At 70.8% G+C, this 18,045-nt stretch carries 10 protein-coding genes; 2 read left to right on the top strand and 8 right to left on the bottom strand.

The window, feature by feature from the left end; all coding sequences use genetic code 11:
* Window positions 1-114: 114 nt before the first annotated feature.
* From ABIA38_RS16780 to ABIA38_RS16760, 5 genes are all read right to left on the bottom strand, one after another.
* A complete protein-coding gene (locus ABIA38_RS16780; RefSeq protein WP_424639445.1) occupies window positions 115-1,539 on the bottom strand; it encodes a chondroitinase-B domain-containing protein in 1,425 nt (474 codons plus the stop codon).
* A gap of 103 nt (window positions 1,540-1,642) precedes the next feature.
* Window positions 1,643-2,968, bottom strand: coding sequence for an alpha-L-fucosidase (locus ABIA38_RS16775; protein WP_424639444.1), 1,326 nt, complete (start codon window positions 2,966-2,968; stop codon window positions 1,643-1,645).
* Window positions 2,969-3,065: 97 nt separating this feature from the next.
* Window positions 3,066-3,932 carry a carbohydrate ABC transporter permease gene (locus ABIA38_RS16770; protein ID WP_424639443.1) on the bottom strand — a complete coding sequence of 289 codons (867 nt, stop codon included), beginning with the start codon at window positions 3,930-3,932 and terminating at the stop codon, window positions 3,066-3,068.
* Window positions 3,929-4,912 carry a carbohydrate ABC transporter permease gene (locus ABIA38_RS16765; protein ID WP_424639442.1) on the bottom strand — a complete coding sequence of 328 codons (984 nt, stop codon included), beginning with the start codon at window positions 4,910-4,912 and terminating at the stop codon, window positions 3,929-3,931. The genes ABIA38_RS16770 and ABIA38_RS16765 overlap by 4 nt, the downstream gene beginning before the upstream one ends.
* The gene (locus ABIA38_RS16760; protein WP_424639441.1) at window positions 4,909-6,237 is read right to left on the bottom strand and encodes a sugar ABC transporter substrate-binding protein; all 1,329 of its coding nucleotides are present in this window, start codon (window positions 6,235-6,237) and stop codon (window positions 4,909-4,911) included. Before ABIA38_RS16760 ends, ABIA38_RS16765 begins: the two co-directional genes overlap by 4 nt.
* Before the next feature lie 480 nt (window positions 6,238-6,717).
* Here ABIA38_RS16760 and ABIA38_RS16755 point away from each other — a divergent pair, with 480 nt between their 5' ends.
* Both ABIA38_RS16755 and ABIA38_RS16750 read left to right on the top strand, forming a co-directional pair.
* The gene (locus ABIA38_RS16755; RefSeq protein WP_424639440.1) at window positions 6,718-7,755 is read left to right on the top strand and encodes a hydroxyacid dehydrogenase; all 1,038 of its coding nucleotides are present in this window, start codon (window positions 6,718-6,720) and stop codon (window positions 7,753-7,755) included.
* A gap of 1,152 nt (window positions 7,756-8,907) precedes the next feature.
* Window positions 8,908-10,245, top strand: a complete 1,338-nt coding sequence (locus tag ABIA38_RS16750) for a tetratricopeptide repeat protein (RefSeq protein WP_424639439.1) — start codon at window positions 8,908-8,910, stop codon at window positions 10,243-10,245.
* A 513-nt stretch (window positions 10,246-10,758) separates the two neighbouring features.
* Here ABIA38_RS16750 and ABIA38_RS16745 read toward each other — a convergent pair.
* Genes ABIA38_RS16745 through ABIA38_RS16735 form a run of 3 tightly spaced genes read right to left on the bottom strand, consistent with a single transcriptional unit; the run spans window position 10,759 to window position 18,031 of the window.
* Window positions 10,759-11,715, bottom strand: coding sequence for an ACP S-malonyltransferase (locus ABIA38_RS16745; RefSeq protein WP_424639438.1), 957 nt, complete (start codon window positions 11,713-11,715; stop codon window positions 10,759-10,761).
* Window positions 11,712-16,691 (bottom strand): beta-ketoacyl synthase N-terminal-like domain-containing protein, encoded by a 4,980-nt coding sequence (locus tag ABIA38_RS16740; protein WP_424639437.1) that lies wholly within the window; start codon window positions 16,689-16,691, stop codon window positions 11,712-11,714. The genes ABIA38_RS16745 and ABIA38_RS16740 overlap by 4 nt, the downstream gene beginning before the upstream one ends.
* Window positions 16,688-18,031 carry an acyltransferase domain-containing protein gene (locus ABIA38_RS16735; RefSeq protein WP_424639436.1) on the bottom strand — a complete coding sequence of 448 codons (1,344 nt, stop codon included), beginning with the start codon at window positions 18,029-18,031 and terminating at the stop codon, window positions 16,688-16,690. Before ABIA38_RS16735 ends, ABIA38_RS16740 begins: the two co-directional genes overlap by 4 nt.
* Window positions 18,032-18,045: the final 14 nt, after the last annotated feature.

Raw genomic sequence — 18,045 nt, 5'->3', positions numbered from 1 at the left:
CGGGGGTCCGACCCGGTCCGCCCGGACGGGGGTCGGGCGGACCGGGTCCGTCCACCCGACGGGGTCGGGTGGACGGACCGGTCAGGCGTGCGGTGCCCCGTCACCGGTGGTCGCTCAGGGGGCGTTCGGGCCCACGTCCGCGGCGGTGAGGGGGTGGCGGAGTGCGGGCGTTGTCGCGTACTCGTCGGCACCGATGTCCCGTACGCTGCCGCGCGGGTCCCCGTCGATGTCGTCGGTCGGGGCCAGGCCGCCCGTGGCCGCGCCGATCGCCGGGCTGCCTGCCGTCAGCCGCAGGACGCCGTCCGCGCCCTGCCCCAGCCGGGGGTCGGCCCGGAGGAGGCCTCCGGTGGGGATGTTGCCGTTGCCGGCCGCCCCCCACAGCAGGTTGCTCTGCCAGACGAAGCCGGTGGTGGCTCCCATGGCAACGAGGTTGCCGGAGTCGGCGACCAGCAGGTTGTCGGCGATGGTCACGTCCCGCGGCTCGAACGCCCGCGTCTCGCCCGACAACATGCCGACGTTGTTGATCAGCGAGTTGTGCGCGATCACCACGCGGTCGCAGGCGTCGTTGCCGCGCCGCTGGCTCTCCGTCTCACCCGGGGTGTGGTCGCGGGTGCTGCCGCTGCCGACCACCAGGGCCCGGCCGGACAGCCCGCTGAGGTAGTTGTTGACGATCACGTGGTCGTTGCCGTAGATGCGTATGCCGTCGGTGCCGCCGATCAGGTAATTGCCCTCCACCGTCGAACGATTGCCGTGCCGCAGCACGATGCCGCCCTTGCTGTCGCGGATGGTGTTGTACCGCACGGTGTTGCCCGAGGACTTCACCGAGATGGCCTCGGGGTCGCCGTTGCAGCGCTCGAACAGGTTGTACTCGACGTGTCCGCCGGCGTCGGACAGGGCCCGGCCGCTGACGCCGAAGCGGATGGGCTCACCGCCGTTGTCCCCGGTGAAGCTGTGGTCGGAGAAGTGGTTGCGGACGATCTGCACGTTCTGCGCCATGTCGGTCTTGCCGGGACCGTCGACGACGATGAAGATGCCCGCGGTGGTCTTGTCGTGGAAATGGTTGCGGTCGATCTTCGAGTCGTTCGCCCGCACGACGACCCAGTACGGATCGCCGTCGTCCGCGAACTGGAAGTCGTTGCGGGTGAGTCGGATCGCCGAGCAGTCCGTCGGGAGTTCGAACGTGGTGCTCTGCCGGAAGGCGAAGCCGCTGATGACGATGTTGCTCGAATTGCTCAGCGCGAAGCCGCGTGCGCCCCGCAGCACCACGCCGCCGCGGGTCTTGGACACGATGGTGATGGGCGCGGCGTCCGTACCGTGCTTGCCGGAGATGGTGATCGCGCTGCCCGTCGGGACCGTGTAGGTGCCGTCGGCGACGACGATCCGGTCACCGGGGGCGGCGCCGTTGATCGCGTTCTGGAGCGCCGCGAGGGAGGTGACCGGGACGTCGGCCGCCGATGCGCTGCCCGTCAGTGAGGTGGCGAGGGGTACGGCGGCCAGTGCGGCCACCGCCGTGCTCTTGAGGAACGTGCGGCGTTGCATGGTGCCTCCGTGAGGATGGTGGTGGAGGTACGGACGGTGTCCCGGCTTGCGATCAGCCGGCGGCCGGGGCGTTTCGGGTGGTGTCCCCGGCGTTTCGGGTTGCCTATGCGTCCAGGAACAGTTCGATGACCGGTACGGGGGTGTCGGGGCGCCGGACCGGGAGTTGGAGTGTGAGCGTTCCCGCCGGTTGGCCGCCCATCTCGGTGTTGACCGCGGGCCGGTCCGGGTCGATGTGGACCGGGATGATCTCGGACGCGTCGCCCAGCAGTTGGGCGTAGCGCACCCGGCCGGCCAGGCCCGGCAGGTGCAGGTGACGCAGCGGCCAGGCGAACAGGTGGACGTAGAGCCGGTCGCCGCGCTGGGTGTACCGGCATTCGGCGGGGGCGGTGTACGCGGAGGAGCCGCAGCCGCGAATCGACCGCTCGTGCAGCTGCGTCCATCGGCCGATCTCGTCGAGGATCGCGGTGTCGCGCGGGTCGAGCGCGCCACGGCCGGTGGGCCCCACGTTGAGCAGCAGGTTGCCGCCCTTGGACACCCCGTCGACGAGCATGCGGATCAGCAGGTCGGGGCTCTTGTGGTCCGGGTTGTCCCGGTCGTAGCCCCAACTGCCGTTGAGCGTCTGGCAGGCTTCCCACAGCACGGGTTGCCCGTTCTCGGTCATCGGACCGGACGGCTGGTACTGCTCGGGGGTGACGAAGTCCCCGGGAAGGCCGGTCCGGTCGTTGACGAGGATGTGCGGTTGCAGTTCGCGAATCGTCCGCAGGAGTTGCGGGGAATCCCAGTCGTCGGGGCCCTTGCCGCCCCACCAGGTGCGCTCGGCATACGAGAAGTCGAAGAACAGGTAGTCGATCCGCCCGAACGAGGTCAGCAGTTCGCGGACCTGACCGTGCAGATAGCGCTGGTAGTCGCGGATGTCCCGCTCGGCGTTGGCGGCCTTGAACGCCTCGTCGTCGCGCTGGGGATGCACGCCGTCCACGGGGAAGGACGGATGGTGCCAGTCGATCAGTGAGTAGTAGAGACCGACCTTGAGTCCCTCGGCGCGGCACGCCTCGACGAACGGCCCGACGAGGTCACGGCCGTGTGGGGTGTTGGTGACCTTGTACTCGGTGAGGGTGCTGTCCCACAGGCAGAAGCCGTCGTGGTGCTTGGTGGTGAGGACGACGTACCGCATGCCGGCCGCCTTGGCCGCTCTGGCCCACTGCGCGGGGTCGTAGCGGTCGGGGTCGAAGTGGTCGAAGTACGCCTGGTACTGCTCGTCGGTCAGTCGCTCACGGTTCTTGACCCACTCGTGCCGTGCGGCGAGGGAGTACAGACCCCAGTGGACGAACATGCCGAACCGGGCGGCGGTGAACCAGTTCGTCTCCGGGCCTCCCTCGGGATCCGGGGTCGCGGACGGATACGCCTGCGGGGGGTCGGTGCTCGCAGTCATGGGGAATCGCTCTTTCTCGTCGGCGTCCGGTGGCTTCTCGGTGCGCGTCGGGGCTGGTCGGTCGACGGGGCCGCGCGTCGGCGGGTCGGTCTGTGGGTCAGCCCTTGAGTGCCCCGGAGGACAGACCGCTGACGAAGGACCGCTGGAAGAACAGGAAGACGATCACAGAGGGCAGCAGGGCCAGCAGAGAAGCGGCCATCACCACTCCGGGGGTCACGGCCGGGTCGATCCGCAGGGTCCGCAGCGCCAGCGGCAGCGTGTACGAGGAGGAGTCGGTGGCGACGAGCAGAGGCAGCAGGTACTGGTCCCAGATCATGGTGAAGCCGAAGACCCCGATGACGCCGAGGGCGGGCTTGCACATCGGCAGAATGATCTGGGCGAAGATCCGCAGGTCTCCGGCGCCGTCGATGCGCGCGGCCTCTTCGAGTTCGCGCGGCACGTCCTTCATGAACTCGGTCATCACCAGGATGGAGAATCCCCAGGCGCCCAGTGGGACGATCATGCCGGCGAGGGTGCCGATGAGGTTGAAGTGCACGACCGGCAGATCGGAAAGAATGACGGACAACGGGAGGGCCAGGATCTCCTCGGGCAGCATCAGCGTCGCCAGGATGGCGACGAGCGCCAGTGTCATTCCGGGGAAGACCTTCCTGGCCAGCGCGTATCCGGCCAGGACGGAGACGGCCACCTGGAGCAGCAGCCCGAAGCCGACGACGAAGAACGAGTTCAGCAGGTACTCGAGCACCCCTTGGTCGAAGGCGATCCTGAAGTTGTCCAACGTGAAGCCCGAGGGCACGATGCTCAGTTGGGTCGGGTCCTTGAGATGGCCGAAGGCGCCGACGAGCAGGGCCAGCAGCGGACCCGCGAACACGATCAGGACCAGCAGGTGGACGACGGCCTTGAGAATCCGTCCGCCGACGCTCCGGCTCTCGGTCAGGCCCAGCGCGGTCTCGGTCTGCGCACTCACTTGCTCTCCCTGCGCCGCAGCAGTTGGACGACGATGGTCAGGATCAGCGTCGCGACGAACAGCAGGACCGCTCCCGCCGCGCCGACACCGAGCCGGTTCTGCTCGAGCCCGAGCTTGTAGATGAGGGTCATCAGGACCTCGGTGGAGCCATTGGGCCCCCCGTTGGTGAGCAGGAACACCTCGGTGAACACTCGCAGTCCGCGAATCGCGGCGAGGACGAACAGGATCGAGAACACCGAACGCAGTCCGGGCACCGTCACGTTCCACACCCGCTGCCACCTGGAGGCACCGTCGACCCTGGCCGCCTCGTACAGACCGCGGTCCACACTCGTCAAACCGGCGAGGAAGATCATCATGTCGTAGGGGGCTCCCCGCCAGACGCCGGTGAGCATGATGGACGCCATCGAGGTATCGGGGTCGTTGATGAACCCCGACGGGCCCAGTCCCGCCAGGCCCAGAACGGAGTTGAGCATGCCGTCCCCGGTCGGGTGGTACATGATCCGCCACAGCTCGGCGACGACCGCCATCGGCACCACCACCGGAAGGAACGCCGCGGAGCGCACGAATCCCAGTCGACGGCTCTGCCCCTCCATCAGCAGGGCCAGGGCGAAGCCGAGCGACATCGAGCCGACGGTCTCTCCGACGGCGAGGACGAGCGTGTGCCAGGCGGCCTCGCGGAATCCGTGGGACTGCAGCACCGTGGCGTAATTCTCGGTGCCGACCCACCTGTTTCCCAGGTAGGGCTGAACCTCTTGGAAGGACATGGTCAGTGCGCCGGCCATGGGGATGAACTTGAAGTACAGGAAGAGGAGCAGCGCCGGGGCAAGGAACAGCCAGGGCGTCCACCACCGACCCGATCTGCGGCCGCGCGCCCGGCGGGCGGCGGTCCCGCCGCCCCGGCGGCCCGCTTCTGGCGGGGCGGAGCCGGCCGCCGGATGGGCGGCCGGATGGGCGGCCGACTCCGCCTGGTCAAGGCTCATGACGCGGCGATCCCCTGCTCCTCGAGGATGTCGGCGAGCTGCTTGTCGAGCTCACCCAACTTGGCGTTGATGTCGAGGCCGCAATCCGCCATCAGCGCGTTCACCGCGTCCGCCGTCACCTGCCGCACCGGCGTCCAGTTCGGGATGGCGGGCGCGTACCGCCCGGAGTCCTGGTACGCCTGGGCGTAGGTCTTCCAGCGAGGGTCGGGGCGGATCCGGGAGATGTCCACGGCGGTGTTGACGGGAATCTGCACGGTGTAGCCGGTGGCGCCCTCCATCCCCTTCATCTGGCCTTCGACGGAAACCGCGAAGCCGGCGAAGGCGTCCTGGCCGGCCCGGTTGTCGGAACCGGCCATCAGGTAGACGGAGTTGCCCTCGGCGAGGACGGTGGCGTCCTTCGGTCCCTTGGGCATCGGCACGACCTCGTACTTGTCCTCGCCGAGGGACTTGTCGAAGCGGGGCAGCAGGTACGGTCCGACGACGTACATGCCGGCTCTGCCCGCCTCGAACGTCTCGTTCGTCGGCGGGGTGTCCATGGTCACCGCGCCGGGCTGGATGGCCTTGGCCTTGCACCCCAGGTCGCGGAACCACTGCATGGCCTGCACCGACGCCCTGGTGGTCATCGCCGGCTTGTACTTGCCCTTCCCTGCCTCGGTGATGAAGTCACCGCCTGCGGCCCAAAGGAAGTTGGAGAAGTACCAGGAGGCGTAACCGCGCTTGGTGGACAGCGGGGCGGCGAGCCCGGCGGTGTTGTTCCTGCCGTCACCGTCGGGGTCCTTGGTGGTGAAGGCCGTGGCCATCGCGGCGAAGTCGTCCCAGGTCCGCGGGATGTCGAGTTTCAGCTTCTGGCGCCAGTCCTTGCGGATCAGCAGCGCGGACGCCTGCGCGGAAATCGGGAGTCCGTATTGCTTGCCGTCCAGGCTCTTCCCGGACTCCAGCCCCTGTCCGATGATCTGCTTGCTGTCCTTGATCCTGCCCAGGTCGATCTCCCGGAGCAGACCCTGGCTGTGCATGGTTCCGATCTGCGTCACGTCGTTCATGACGATGTCGGGAAGCTTCTTCTGGGCGGCCCGCTGCTGCAGTTTGGTCTCGAAGTCGTCGAAGATGGCCGTGACTTCGACCTTGTAGCCGGTGGCCTTCTCGAAGGCGGCGGCGAGCTGCAGCGCGCCCTTCTCCCCCGGTCCACCCGGCGTCGTCCTGGTCCAGAGCTCGAGAGGCGCCTTGGAGTTCTGCTTGGCGTCCACTCCCGCAGGCCCGGATATACAGCTGGTGAGGATCAGTGCCGAGGCGAGAGTCCCCGCACCGATCCATCGCGATCTCTGCATGACAACTCCCGTTTTCGCCGCATCACAGTGGCCTGGAAAGCGCTTGCCTGGGACGGTAACCGGGTCCGATTCAGCGGTCAATAGTCCGATGAATACAAAGGTTTTGGTGACCGACGAGAGTACTTATCCGGCACACTCCCGCACTCCTCCCACTTAATCCGACAGACGGGCAGGACGACCCGATATCTATAAATAGGCTCTTACTTGTGCAATTTGGGCATCGGCGGGAACGACCCTTCGCCTCAAGACGCGTCTCACTCTCCACAGCAGCCACCCGGACAAGAAGATCGGGAATCCAAGGTCACGGCGATGACATTTCAATGATCCGATGTATGGTTCCTGCGAACTACGGGCCGGACAACGCACAGACCACGCCAATCCGCGACGCTCGGTCGGACGCTTGCCATCACATCCGAGCAGGGACCGCCGACCGTCCGGCTGCCGGTCCACCACCGAACAGGCCGAGGAGACCAACCCGACATGAACGAACCGGCCACCGCACCGGACGTAACCGAACCGGCCACCGCACGGACAGCCCTGTTGGTCATGGAGGAAGAACGCCGGGCCGACGTCTACCCGCCCGAAGTGCTGGCCGAGATCGGCCGGCTCGTGCACTGGCAGGGCCCGCCCCGCACCCGGCAGGAGCTCGACGCGGACCCCGAGGTGCTGCGGACCGTCGACCTTCTGCTCACGGGCTGGGGTGCACCCGTCCTCGATGGTGCTCTCCTGTCACGTGCGCCTCGGCTGCGGGCCGTTCTCGTCGCGGCGGGATCCGTCCGGCACCTGACCACACCCGCCTTCTGGGAGCGCGACATCCCGATCGTCTCCGCCGCCGCGGCCAATGCCGTTCCGGTGGCGGAGTTCACCCTCGCCCATGTCCTCCTCGGACTGAAGCAGGCCCACCGCATCGAGCGGGAGATGGCACAGAACCGCTGCTTCCCCACCGATCGCGATGTCCCGGGCGCCTACCGGTCACGCGTGGGCCTGTTGGGACTCGGGCACATCGGCCGGCTCGTCGCCGCCCACCTCGCCCGCTTCGACGTCGAGGTCCTCGCCACGGATCCCGTCGCCTCCCCGGACACCGCCCGGCGCGCGGGAGTTCGGCTGATCTCCGTCGAGGAACTCTTCGCCACCTGTCACGTCGTCAGCCTCCACGTACCGCTTCTCCCCGAGACCCGCGGCTCGATCGGGGCACGTCTGCTGAACTCCATGGGGCCGGGCGCGACACTGATCAACACCGCGCGAGGCGCACTGATCGACGAGGTCGCCGCCGCGCAGGTCCTGCACGCCAGGCCCGACCTGACCGCCGTGCTCGACGTGACGCACCCCGAGCCCCCGACCCACGACTCACCACTGTTCACCCTTCCCAACGTCGTCCTGACACCGCACCTGGCAGGCGCGCTGGGCGCCGAACGCCACCGCCTCGGCCGGCTCGTACTCGACGAACTCCGCCGCCTCACACAGAACCGGCCGCTCCGGCACGCCATCGACCCCGCCCGCGCCGCCTCGCTGGCCTGACACCGCCAGGCACTGGGGCCCGGTCGTCCACGCACCGGATGGGCATCCGGATCCGAACTCGCCGGGTTCGGTCCGAAGGTGCAACGGTGGTGAGGTGTAGACGAGTTACCTGAGCGGGTCTCTCGGTCGCGGCCCGAGCCAAGGGTCTGCTCCCCGGCGGACGAAAAGCGCGCACCGATTCCACGCACGTGTCGTCCGCCGCACCGGAGCCGGGCCGGTCCCCCATTCCCTCCTCTTCGCCCTGGTCGAACCCGCCGCCGAGGACCCCGCGATGCACGCGGGCCTGGTCGTGGGGTAAGCGTGTGATCGTCTTCGACACCGATGTGATTCGTCGTCGGTCCGTCGACTCCTCGCCCTGACCATGCTGCGCGCGGCCACCGCACACGAGGGCCTGCCGCCGGCGTTGCCCACGATCGTCCTCGAGAGATCCGCCGCGTCAAGGCGTGCACGGTGAACAGGCTGTTCTTCCCCGGCGCCCGCCGGGCCGTCCGACTCGAGCGGCGTCGCGTGAACCGCAGGAACGGCAAGGTCGGGATCGAGACCGTCTACGCGGTCACCGGCCCGAGCACGGAGCAGGCCACACCCGCTCGGCTCGCGAGCATGATCCGCTCGCACCGGCGGATCGGAAACCGCTTGCCGAACCATGGAGCCGACCGGAAACCGCCTTCCACCATGGGGTGTCGGCAGAGCGGATGTGGCTGCCCCGGACGGGAAGAGCAACCGCGGACGTGCACCGGAACGAACCGGTGAACCTCCTCACGATTTCCCACGCCGGCGGGGTCGAGGGCAGCGGAGGCCACACTCCGGCATGGTCCGGCCACCCGGCCGGAGCCCGAACGACTTGGCGTCGTGACCGTCCGACGGCGGCTCGCGGGCATGGTGGGGACCCAGGGCTTCGCCATGGCCGCGGGTCGAGCGGGTTGCCCTGATGCGGGCCTCTCATGGCTCGTCTGTGAGTCCTTGGGCCCACCGCGTTCGCAGTGGCGCGGCGGCCCGGGTGTGTGCCTCCAGCGCACCGCTCGGGGGCCGCGCCCGCACCGGGCCGGGGCCGTGAACATGCTGCACGCGCCGCGCTCTTGTGCGGTCGTGAAAGCGGGTGGGACAGTGCGATCGTGCGGCCGTTGCGGCCGCGCGTCGCCCCTGTGGGGAAGCGTGCCTCGAACACCCAACACCCGGCTGGCCGCGCTGCTCGCGCAGGCCGGGTGGAACACGTCGCAACTCGCGGCCGCCGTGCGGGTGGTGGCCGCGGAACACGGACACACACTGCCGGTGGACCGCTCCATGGTCACGCGCTGGCTGGCCGGCGGCCGTCCGCGGGCACCGGCACCCACCTACGTCCTGGAAGCGCTCACCCGACGCCTGGGCCGACTCGTCACCGCCGAGGAGGCCGGCCTCACCCGAACCCCCACCCTCGTAGCGAACTGGTCCTGGGAGGTCGATCCCGTGCAACACCTCGCCCGATTGACCGGCAGCCAACTCGACGACGACCGCGGCAGAGTACTCGGCGTCAGCATCTACAGCCTCGCCGCCCTCACCATCCCCCCGTGGGAGGAACTCACCACCCCACGCACCACCGCCCGCCGATCGACGACCCGGGGGCACCGGGTGGGCCGGGCCGAGGTCGAGGCGACGCGGGACATGACCCTCTTCTTCGCCCGCACCAGCGGACAGTACGGCGGCGGCCACGCGCGCACCACCCTGACCACCTACCTCGCCGACGACGTCAGCACCTGGCTGCACCGTGCCTCCGGCGACGCGATCCGGCGACAACTCCTTTCCTCGGCCGCGCAGTTGACGATCATCCTCGGCCAGATGTGCGCCGACGACGGCGCCGACGCCCTCGCCCAGCACTACCACCGCACCGCCGCCCACCTCGCCGCCGAGGCCCGCGACCCCCACACCCACACCGTCGCGCTGCGCGCCCTGGCCACCCAGGCCCAGGAACTGGGCCACCACCGCCCCGCCCTCGCCCTCGCCCTCCAGGCCGCCGACATCGCCGCCCGCCACACCCCACCGATCACCCAGGCGTACGTCCGGGCCCAACTCGCCGTCGCCCACGCCCACACGGGCGACACCCGCCAGGCATTGGACGCCCTGCACGCCGCCGAACGCCTCCACGCCCACGCGGACCAGACCCCCGGGCCCTTCACCGGCTACCCCACCGCTGCCCTCCACTACCAACGCGCCCGCGTCCTCGCCGCCCTCGGCGACCACCCCGCCGCCGAAACCGCCCTGACCACATCGCTGAGCGCCCGCGCCTCCGACTCCCGACGCGCCCGTGCCCTGACCACCGCACGCCTCGCCGAGACCCAACTCCACCGAGGACACCTCGAACAGGCCCTCACCACCTGGCAACGCTTCCTCCAAGACCACCCCGACCTCCGCTCCACCCGCAGCACCCGCCGCCTCACCACCATGCGCCGACTCCTACGCCCATACGCGGGGCGGCCCGACGCGGCCCACGTCCTGGAGCAGGCCGCGGACCTGTGACCGCCGGGGCCCGGCCCGACCGTCCGGGATCCGCCCGTGGCGGTTCTTCGGATCGTCCATGGAGCATGGCAATCGCAGGTCGCGCACAACCAGGAATCCGACACGCTGGTTGGTTGTGATCGAAACCCGTTCGCCACGCCCCACCCGGCCGGCGGACGGCGGCGCGCGTTTCGCGAGAGGCCGCGCCCCGGCACGGCGCTGCGATCCGTTCCCGACTCCCGCGAGCCCCGGCCCACCGCGGCGCCATCCACGACGAGACCACCGGACATCCCTGCGCAGGCACCGGTGACGTGACGAGAACGGCTCCGACCGCACGCGCGGCCGGACGTCATCCGCCCGAGCCTGCCCGGATGGGCGCGCCGACCCGGGCACCCGGTCCCAGTCGTCGACGCGGGGCTCGGTTCCGGTTCGGCGCCGGGGCCGGGTCGACGGTGTCGGCGGGGCGGGCGGGGCGGTGCCGTCGAGATCGCCCCGCCCGGCGGCCCGTGCCTGCCGGCGCTGCATGGACCCCCGCTACCGGTATGCGAGTCGGCCGTCCGCCGGGAGGCATTCAGGGAGCAGCTCGGTCAGTACGGTGCCGGGGCCGCACTCCGTGAACTGCCGGATACCGTCCCCGTGGAGGCGGCGCAAGGCGGTGAGCAGGCGTGAAGGGTGTTCCAGCGGGGCGCTGAGCAGTCCGGCGATGTCGTCGTCCGGGCTCAGCCGGCGGCAGAGTACGTCCGAGTACACCGGCAGGTGCGGGGTGAGTGTGCGGAGCCGGGTCAGGCGGTCGCGCAGGTGGCGGGCGGCTCGGCCGAGGGAGGGGTGGTGATAGGGGTACGGGACCTGGAGCCGTACCGACCATGTTCCGAGTCCGGCGACAGTCTGCTCCAGCCGGGCCAGATCCTCGTGCGGTCCCGAGACGACCGTCTGGCGAGGAGAGTTCGTCGATGCCACGCATAGTCGGGGGGCGTCGAGGGCGGTGAGCAGGCGGGCGGTGGCGGACCGCCCCAGGCCGAGGGCGGTCATGCCTCCCGGCGGGGCGAAGCGTTCGACGGCCTCGGTGCGCGCGCACACCACGGATGCGGCGTCCGGGAGGGAGAGCAGTCCGGCGGCGGTCATTGCCGTGACGTCCCCGAAGCTGTGCCCGAGTACCGCCGCAGTGCCCCGGGGGTACGGGGTTGGGGTGGTCCGGGCGGTGTGCAGGGCAAGGGAGGACGCGAACACCGCGAGTTGGAGTGCGTACGGTCGGCGGGCGACGAGTTCGTCCGGGCCGGGTCCGTCGATGTCGAGAATCATCGGGGTGAGGGCTTCCCGTCCGGCGGCCAGCACGACCCCATCGATGTGCCGCAGCACATCTCGGGCGGCCCCGTGGTCGGCGAGGTGCGCCACGCAGCCGGGCCGGTAGGAGCCCTGCCCGGGGAAGAGCAGGGCCTGCTTTTCCCGGTGGACGAGGGTATCGGGGGGCGTCCCGAGGGAACCGGACGTCATTGCGAGGGGGCGGGGCGCGGCAGCGGCACCCTTGGGAGGCGGCCGAAGGGGTGTCGCTCCAGCCCGGTGATCCGGGCGGCGACTCGGCCGTCCGCTCCCACCGCCGTGTATCGGGACGCGGCCGGTTCGCCGTACAGCGTGAAGCCCGAGGGATGGGCGGCGGCGAGTTCGCTGTCGGATCCCGCCACGTACAGGTCGATGCGGGCGATCCCCAAGGGTGCCTGGACGACGAGGTCTCCTTCACCACTCACGGGGAAGCAGGAAGTGCGGCCCAGCGAGTCCAGCAGCAGGACCGGCAGCGGGGCACGGGCAAGGATGTCGTGCGGGGAGAGGACCGGGTGGCATCGGCACCAGGCCAGGTCCTGGCCGGCTGCCGTGGCGATGTCGGTGCAGTTGCGAAAGACGCCGGTGAGGTGGACTCTTCCGCCGCTGTGGCAGCACGGATCGGTGTGTGAGGTGCTGTCGGGGGCGGGGACCTTCCCTTCCCAGACGGGGCCGGTCGGCATTTGCGCAGCGGTGAGCACGGTCAGCCTGGCGTGCTCGCGGTCGCGCCGCAGCAGCCTTCCGTCGCGGGCGGTCACGTCGGACAGCACGCGGACCAGCACACGCCGCGGTGCCGGGGCGCTGGGGTCGCCGGCCGAGGTGAGGCTGCAGGCCGTGATGCGGTACTTCGTGGGTCCGGGGCGGCGCGGATCGGCCCGGACGAACTCCTCGAACCGCACGTCTCGGAGCCCGGTGACCTGCTCACCGCCGTTCAGCAGACGTGCCGCTTCAGCGGCCATGGCCACCATGTACATCCCGGGCAGGGCGGGCTCGCCGTCGATGAGGTGTTCCAGGAGGTACGCGTCGGCGAGCGGGTCCAGCCGCCAGGTCCAGCGGACTTCCCCGTCCGTACGGTGGTCCGGCTCGCCCAGGAGACCCCGGCCGGGCCGGGGCTCGGCTGCCGGGGAAGGGGCGGCCGTGAGGCCGGGGGCCCGGCGGGCGGCGAGTGCGCGGTCTTCGGCGGTGGTGTAGACGGGCGCGGGCTCACCGGTGCGTGGGTGGGCGAGCTCGGCGAGGAAGAACGCTGCCCCTTCGGCGTCGGTGACCCCGCTGACGACCCCGGTGCGGGCCAGCCGCTCACGCGCCTCGGGGCCGGCCACCGAGCCCGCCTCCTCCCATAGTCCCCAGCCGATGGTGATGGCGGCCCGGTTCAGCAGCCGGCTCTCGTAGCGCGCCGCCGCGGCCAGGAACTCGCTACCGGCCGCGTAGTCGGTCTCCCCGGCGAGCCCGAACAGCACGATCGACGATCCGAAGCTGCACCACAGTCGCGGTGGTCGCTCGGCGAAGGCCGTCCTCAGGTTGCGGAATCCGGTGATCTTGGTGGCCCGCACCGTGCGGAATGCGGCCAGGGACTTGGCGGGGTACCGGGCCGACTCCTGGTGGAACGCGGCGTGCACCAGGAGGTCGACGTGTGGTGCGCCGGCCAGGACGCGGGTGGCTGCTCGGGCGGTCGCCTCGGGGTCGGTGATGTCGCAGGGCACATAGTGGACCCGGTCCTCCCCGCACAGGGTGCGGAGCGTGGCGAGGTTGGCCGCCACCGTGCGGGCCCGCCAGTGGCGTTCGAAGCGCCGGTTGAGTTCGGCGACCGAGGTGCCGCGGGATACCGCGCGGCCGTGGGCGATGAACCGGGCCCGCAGCGGGCCCTGGTCGTTCTCCGCGGCTGCCAGGATCTCGGGCGGTGCGGCAGCGGGATCGGTGCGTCCCAGCAGCCACAGCTCCGGCCGGTGCCGCCGGGCCAGCTCGGCGAGGGCGACGAAGGCCACCCCGTGAGCGCCACCCGCCGCCACCACCACCGGGTCCGGCCCGAGGCCGGGCACCGGTTCACCGGCCGGCAGCAACGGCAGCGGCAGCCGACACAACTGCTCGGTGTGACGCAGTCCGTTGCGGTAGTAGGCGACCGGAGCGGTGGGCCGGGCCGCACATTCGGCGGCCAACTCGGCGAGGGCGGTGCCGAGCAGGGCGTCGGTGACCACCGCGCGGGTCCGCTCGGGCGGGATCTCCCAGCCCAGGGCGCGTAGGAAACCCGTGAACTGAGCGGTCTCGGGGTGGACTTGGAAGTCGGGCAGCGGGTCCCGTATCAGTACGGCCACCGAGCCCGTCGATTCGACGAGCCGTTCCCCGTACCTCTTGAGGGACAACAGGGTGAGTTCGAGCAACCGGGTGAGGGTGGTGTCCTCGGTGGGCCACTGCTCGGGGCCGTGGTGGATGGTGGCGATGATCCGCAGGTGCGGAGGCCGTCGGTCCAGGGCCTCGAGCAGGGGTGTCGCGGCTGCTTCGTCGGGCAGTGCCGACACCACGGTGGCGAGATGCCGTGCGGTCCGCGGGTCCGTGCTGAACAGTACGCCGTTCGCCTTTGCCACCACCGGGGCCAACTCGGCTGCTGCTTCGGCCGAGTTGACCAGGACCGCGGCGCCGTCCGGCAGCGCCTCCATCTGCTGTTCTCCCGGCGCGGCGTCGGCGCGGCGGAGCAGCACGCTGCCGCGTTCGGCGCGTTGGGTTCGGGGCTGGTCCGGGGCGTCGTCCAGGGGCGGGGCGGGCTCGTCGGCGAACTTCGGGGTGACGCGCAGGCGCAGGGCCGGGGTCGGGCAGCGCAGTTCCCGTGCGGTGCCGCTCTCGACGGCCCGCAGCAGGTCGACGGCGCCCTGGGCGCCCAGGTAGTCGTACTCCGATCCTTCCGGGAGCGCCTGCCCGTCGGCGCCTGCGGGTGCGCGCGACACACTGGTGTCGAGTGCGGCCAATATCGGCCAGCCCTGTTCACGTGCCAGCGAGGCCCTGGTGAGCGCGAGGAGAAAGGCTCCCTCGGACAGCTGATCGGCGGGGCGTTCGGTGAAGAGGGCCGACTCGGGGGAACTGCCCTCGTTCATCGCGATGACCAGGGCGAGGTCGAGGATGCCCCTGGTGAGGTAGCGGCGTGCGGCGTGCAGCGCGGCGTGGGCTGATCCGGGGCCCGCGTCGATGCCCATGCCGGCACCGTGCAGGTCCCAGCGGTTGGTGACACGGTAGGCGGCCAGGGAGGGGACACCGCCCGCCAGCGTCTCCTCGGAGATGGCCTGGCGCTCCTTGATGTGCGCCAGGTAGCCGGCCAACGCCTCCCGGTCCGCGCCGGTCACCGGTAGTGCCTCCGCCAGATCGGGGGAGCAGGCCCGTACGGTCGCGTCGAGCCAGGTACGGGTGGGACCGGTGTGTGCGGTGATCACTCCGGTCCGATCCCGGTGGTCCTTCCACAGCTCGCCGTGGTCGGTGACGAAACGGTGGGCGACGTCCAGGACCATGCGGTGTGTACGGTCGATGTCGCGGACCACGACCGGCGGCAGCCGGGTGGCGGCGAAGGCGGAGGCCGGATAGTCGGCCCCGAAGCTGCGCTCGGGAGCCTCGCCCTGTCCCGCCAGCCATCGGGCGATCTGCTCCTGCCCCGGGTCGCCGGGCAGCCAGGCGCTCCAGGCGACCAGGACGACCCCGTTGCCGTCCGCGCCGCTGTCCCCGCCCACGGGGGTGCCCGGGGCCGAGACGCCGTTCACCGGGCGGTGTCGCGAGGGGCGGGATCCGGGAGCAGGCGCTTCCTCGACGAGGATGTGCGCGTTGGCCCCGCCCACCCCGAGGCCGCCTACGTCCACCCGCCGAGGTCGGCCGGGGCGGGCGGGCCAGGGCACGGGCACGGTGGGCACCCGCAGCCCTGAGCCGGCCAGGGCCGGATGCGGGGTGCTGAACCGCTGCTGGGCCGGGATCTGCCCGTGTTCCAGAGCGAGCAGCGCGTGCACCATCGACAGCCCGCCGGCCGACCAGGCGGCGTGTCCGAGCAGGCTCTTGTTGGCGGTGCACAGAAAACCGGTGTCGGGGGCGGCTTCGGAGAGCACCTCGATTTCCACTTGGTCGCCGGCGAGTGTGCCGGTGCCGTGGGCGAGTATCCAGTCGATGTCCCGGCCGGTGACCCCGGCGGACTCCCAGGCCCGGGCAAGGGCCCGGCGCAGCCCGGCCGGGTTGGGCGCGGACATGCTCTTGCCGCGCCCGTCGGTGGCCACGCCCGATCCGGTCACCAGTCCCAGGATCCGGTCGCCGTCGGCCTCGGCCCGCTCCAGTCGCTTGAGCACGAGCATGGTGGCGCCCTCGCCGAACAGGGTGCCGTCCGCCGCCGCGTCGAAGGCCCGGATGTCCCCGGCCCGGGACATGCCCTGGAACTTGGCGGCGGAGATCGCCATCAGCCGCCCCATCCCGCTCACCGAGCCGCAGAAGGCGACTTCGCAGTCGTCCGCCAGCAGGCTGTGGATGCCCAGGTCGACGGCGTACAGGGAGGAGGCGCAGGCCGCGCTGACGGTCAGCCAGTCGGTGTGCTCGGGCAGCAGGCCCTCGGTGGCGCGGTGCACCAGCATGTCCGGGAGCGTCATGCGGGGGCGGGAGGAGGCGTACGGGTAGCGGTGGCGCAACAGGGTGTGCCACCGGTGTTCCAGCGACCCGAGTTCCTGAGGGGCGCGGGCCTGCCGGGCGGCGAGATGCGGGGGCAGTACGGCGGTCAGGACGGTGTCCTCGACGGCGGAGGAGGCTCCGACCCAGGTGGCCACGTAGCAGCCGGCCCGGTCCGCGGGGCCCGGTGTCCAGTGCTCCGTCGCCTGCAGCAGGGTGTGCCGCAGCCACATCGCCTCGTTGTCCCCGCGCTCCCAGCGGCCCTGGTCGATCTCGCCGGCCAGCCGGGGGTGCGGGCGGAAGGCATCGATGTAGCCGCCGTTGACGCCGAAGGTGCGGTCGGGTGCCTCGGGGTCCGGTGAGTACAAAGGCTTGGGGTCGAAGCGGCAGGGCGGCCGGTGCTGCGGTTCGGGCTGCCGCAGTACCTCCCACAGTTCCTGGGGGCTGGAGGCACCCGGAGCGACGACACCCATGCCGACGACGGCGACGGGCTCCTGGGGCTCCGGGGATCCGGCCCTGCTCGGCCCGGCCCTCATGACTGCACCGCAAGGCGGGTCAGCAGGTCCGCGACCTCGGGTACGGTACGGCAGGCGGTGGGCCTGGCCTCCGCGGTGGGGGTGGGGAGCGCGAAGGCGTCCAGGAGTTTGACGAAGATCTGTGTCTGCTTGAGCGAGGAGACCCCCAGCTCGCCCTCCAGTTCCACGGCGTCGTCCTCGAAGACGTCGAGGGGGTATTGCAGTTCGTCGGCGTAGACCTGGCGAATACGGGCGAGGAGTTCGTCCCTCCCCGGGAGCTTCCCGCCGACTGCCGTGGCCGGGACGACGGGGGACGCCGGTACGGGCGGGGGCGTCTGCGGGGCGGCCGGGGGTGTCGTCGTGACCGGTTCGGCAGGAGACAGGGGGACGGGGCCCGGTGCGCCGGCGCGCCGGGCCAGGCCGTCCAGGGTGTCCCTGAACCGAAGGGCCTGGGCACGTCCCGGCAGCAGGGGAATCGCCCTCGCTGCCGCCGGCAGGACGGTGGGTACCAGGTCGCTGAGCACCTGGCGGGCCCCGCACTCCAGGAAGGTCTCGATCCCCTCGTCGTAGAGCGTGTGCAGGGCGGTGCGGAATCCGACGGGCAGCACCAACAGTCCGTTGAGCAACTCTCGTACGTCATCGGCGCTGCGCACGAAACGGCGCAGCTGCGGAGAGTACAGACGTGCCTCGGGAGCGTGCACCGGTATGCCGGCGGTCGCCTCGGCGAATCGTCGGGCAACCGGTTGGAAGACCGGATTGTGGAAGGCACCGGGTGCTTTGTGGCGGGTGGCGCGCACGTCGAGCGCGCCGGCGAGTCGCTCCAGCGCGGTGACCGCGTCCGACCATCCGGAGACGACGACCTGATGGGGCCCGTTGTCCACGGCGATGACGAGCGAGGGATCGCCCACTGCGGCGCACATGTGCTCGGTGCGGCCGACGTTGGAGTCCAGCACGATCATGGCGCCCTCGGGCAGCGGTGTCCTTTCCACTGCTTTGATCCGTTCGCACAGCAGCCGTGCCCCGTCCTCCGGGCTCACGCTGCCCGCGGCGACCAGTGCGCTGACCTCACCGCTGCTGTGCCCCAACATCACGTCGCAGCGCACGCCTGCCTCGCGCAGGTGTGCCGTCAGGGCCAGGGACGTCGCGTAGAAGCCGAGCCAGAAGTGTTCCGGGCGGTCCTGCGGGCCAAAACCGTCCTGCAACAGAGGGGAAACGGGGCCCCAACCGTACTCCGCGGCCACTTCGTCGACCTTCTTCAGGGCGCAAAAGCCGGTGAGTCCGTCGGTCAGGGGGCGGAGTGCTCCGGGTAGGTGCGCTCCGGGGTTGGGGAACATCCAGGCGTACGCGGGGGACGTGGTCACGGAAATCTCACTCC

The sequence above is a fragment of the Embleya sp. AB8 genome (assembly GCF_049739465.1).
In the GTDB taxonomy this organism is placed as follows: domain Bacteria; phylum Actinomycetota; class Actinomycetes; order Streptomycetales; family Streptomycetaceae; genus Embleya.
The sequence above is the reverse complement of the archived record's forward strand: the minus strand, read 5'-3'. Positions and strand labels throughout refer to the sequence as shown.

Coding starts and splice junctions, on each gene's coding strand:
- ABIA38_RS16775 (WP_424639444.1), bottom strand. CDS start 2,968: ATGACTGCGAGCACCGACCCCCCGCAGGCGTATCCGTCCGCGACCCCG.
- ABIA38_RS16760 (WP_424639441.1), bottom strand. CDS start 6,237: ATGCAGAGATCGCGATGGATCGGTGCGGGGACTCTCGCCTCGGCACTG.
- ABIA38_RS16765 (WP_424639442.1), bottom strand. CDS start 4,912: ATGAGCCTTGACCAGGCGGAGTCGGCCGCCCATCCGGCCGCCCATCCG.
- ABIA38_RS16740 (WP_424639437.1), bottom strand. CDS start 16,691: ATGAGGGCCGGGCCGAGCAGGGCCGGATCCCCGGAGCCCCAGGAGCCC.
- ABIA38_RS16745 (WP_424639438.1), bottom strand. CDS start 11,715: ATGACGTCCGGTTCCCTCGGGACGCCCCCCGATACCCTCGTCCACCGG.
- ABIA38_RS16755 (WP_424639440.1), top strand. CDS start 6,718: ATGAACGAACCGGCCACCGCACCGGACGTAACCGAACCGGCCACCGCA.
- ABIA38_RS16780 (WP_424639445.1), bottom strand. CDS start 1,539: ATGCAACGCCGCACGTTCCTCAAGAGCACGGCGGTGGCCGCACTGGCC.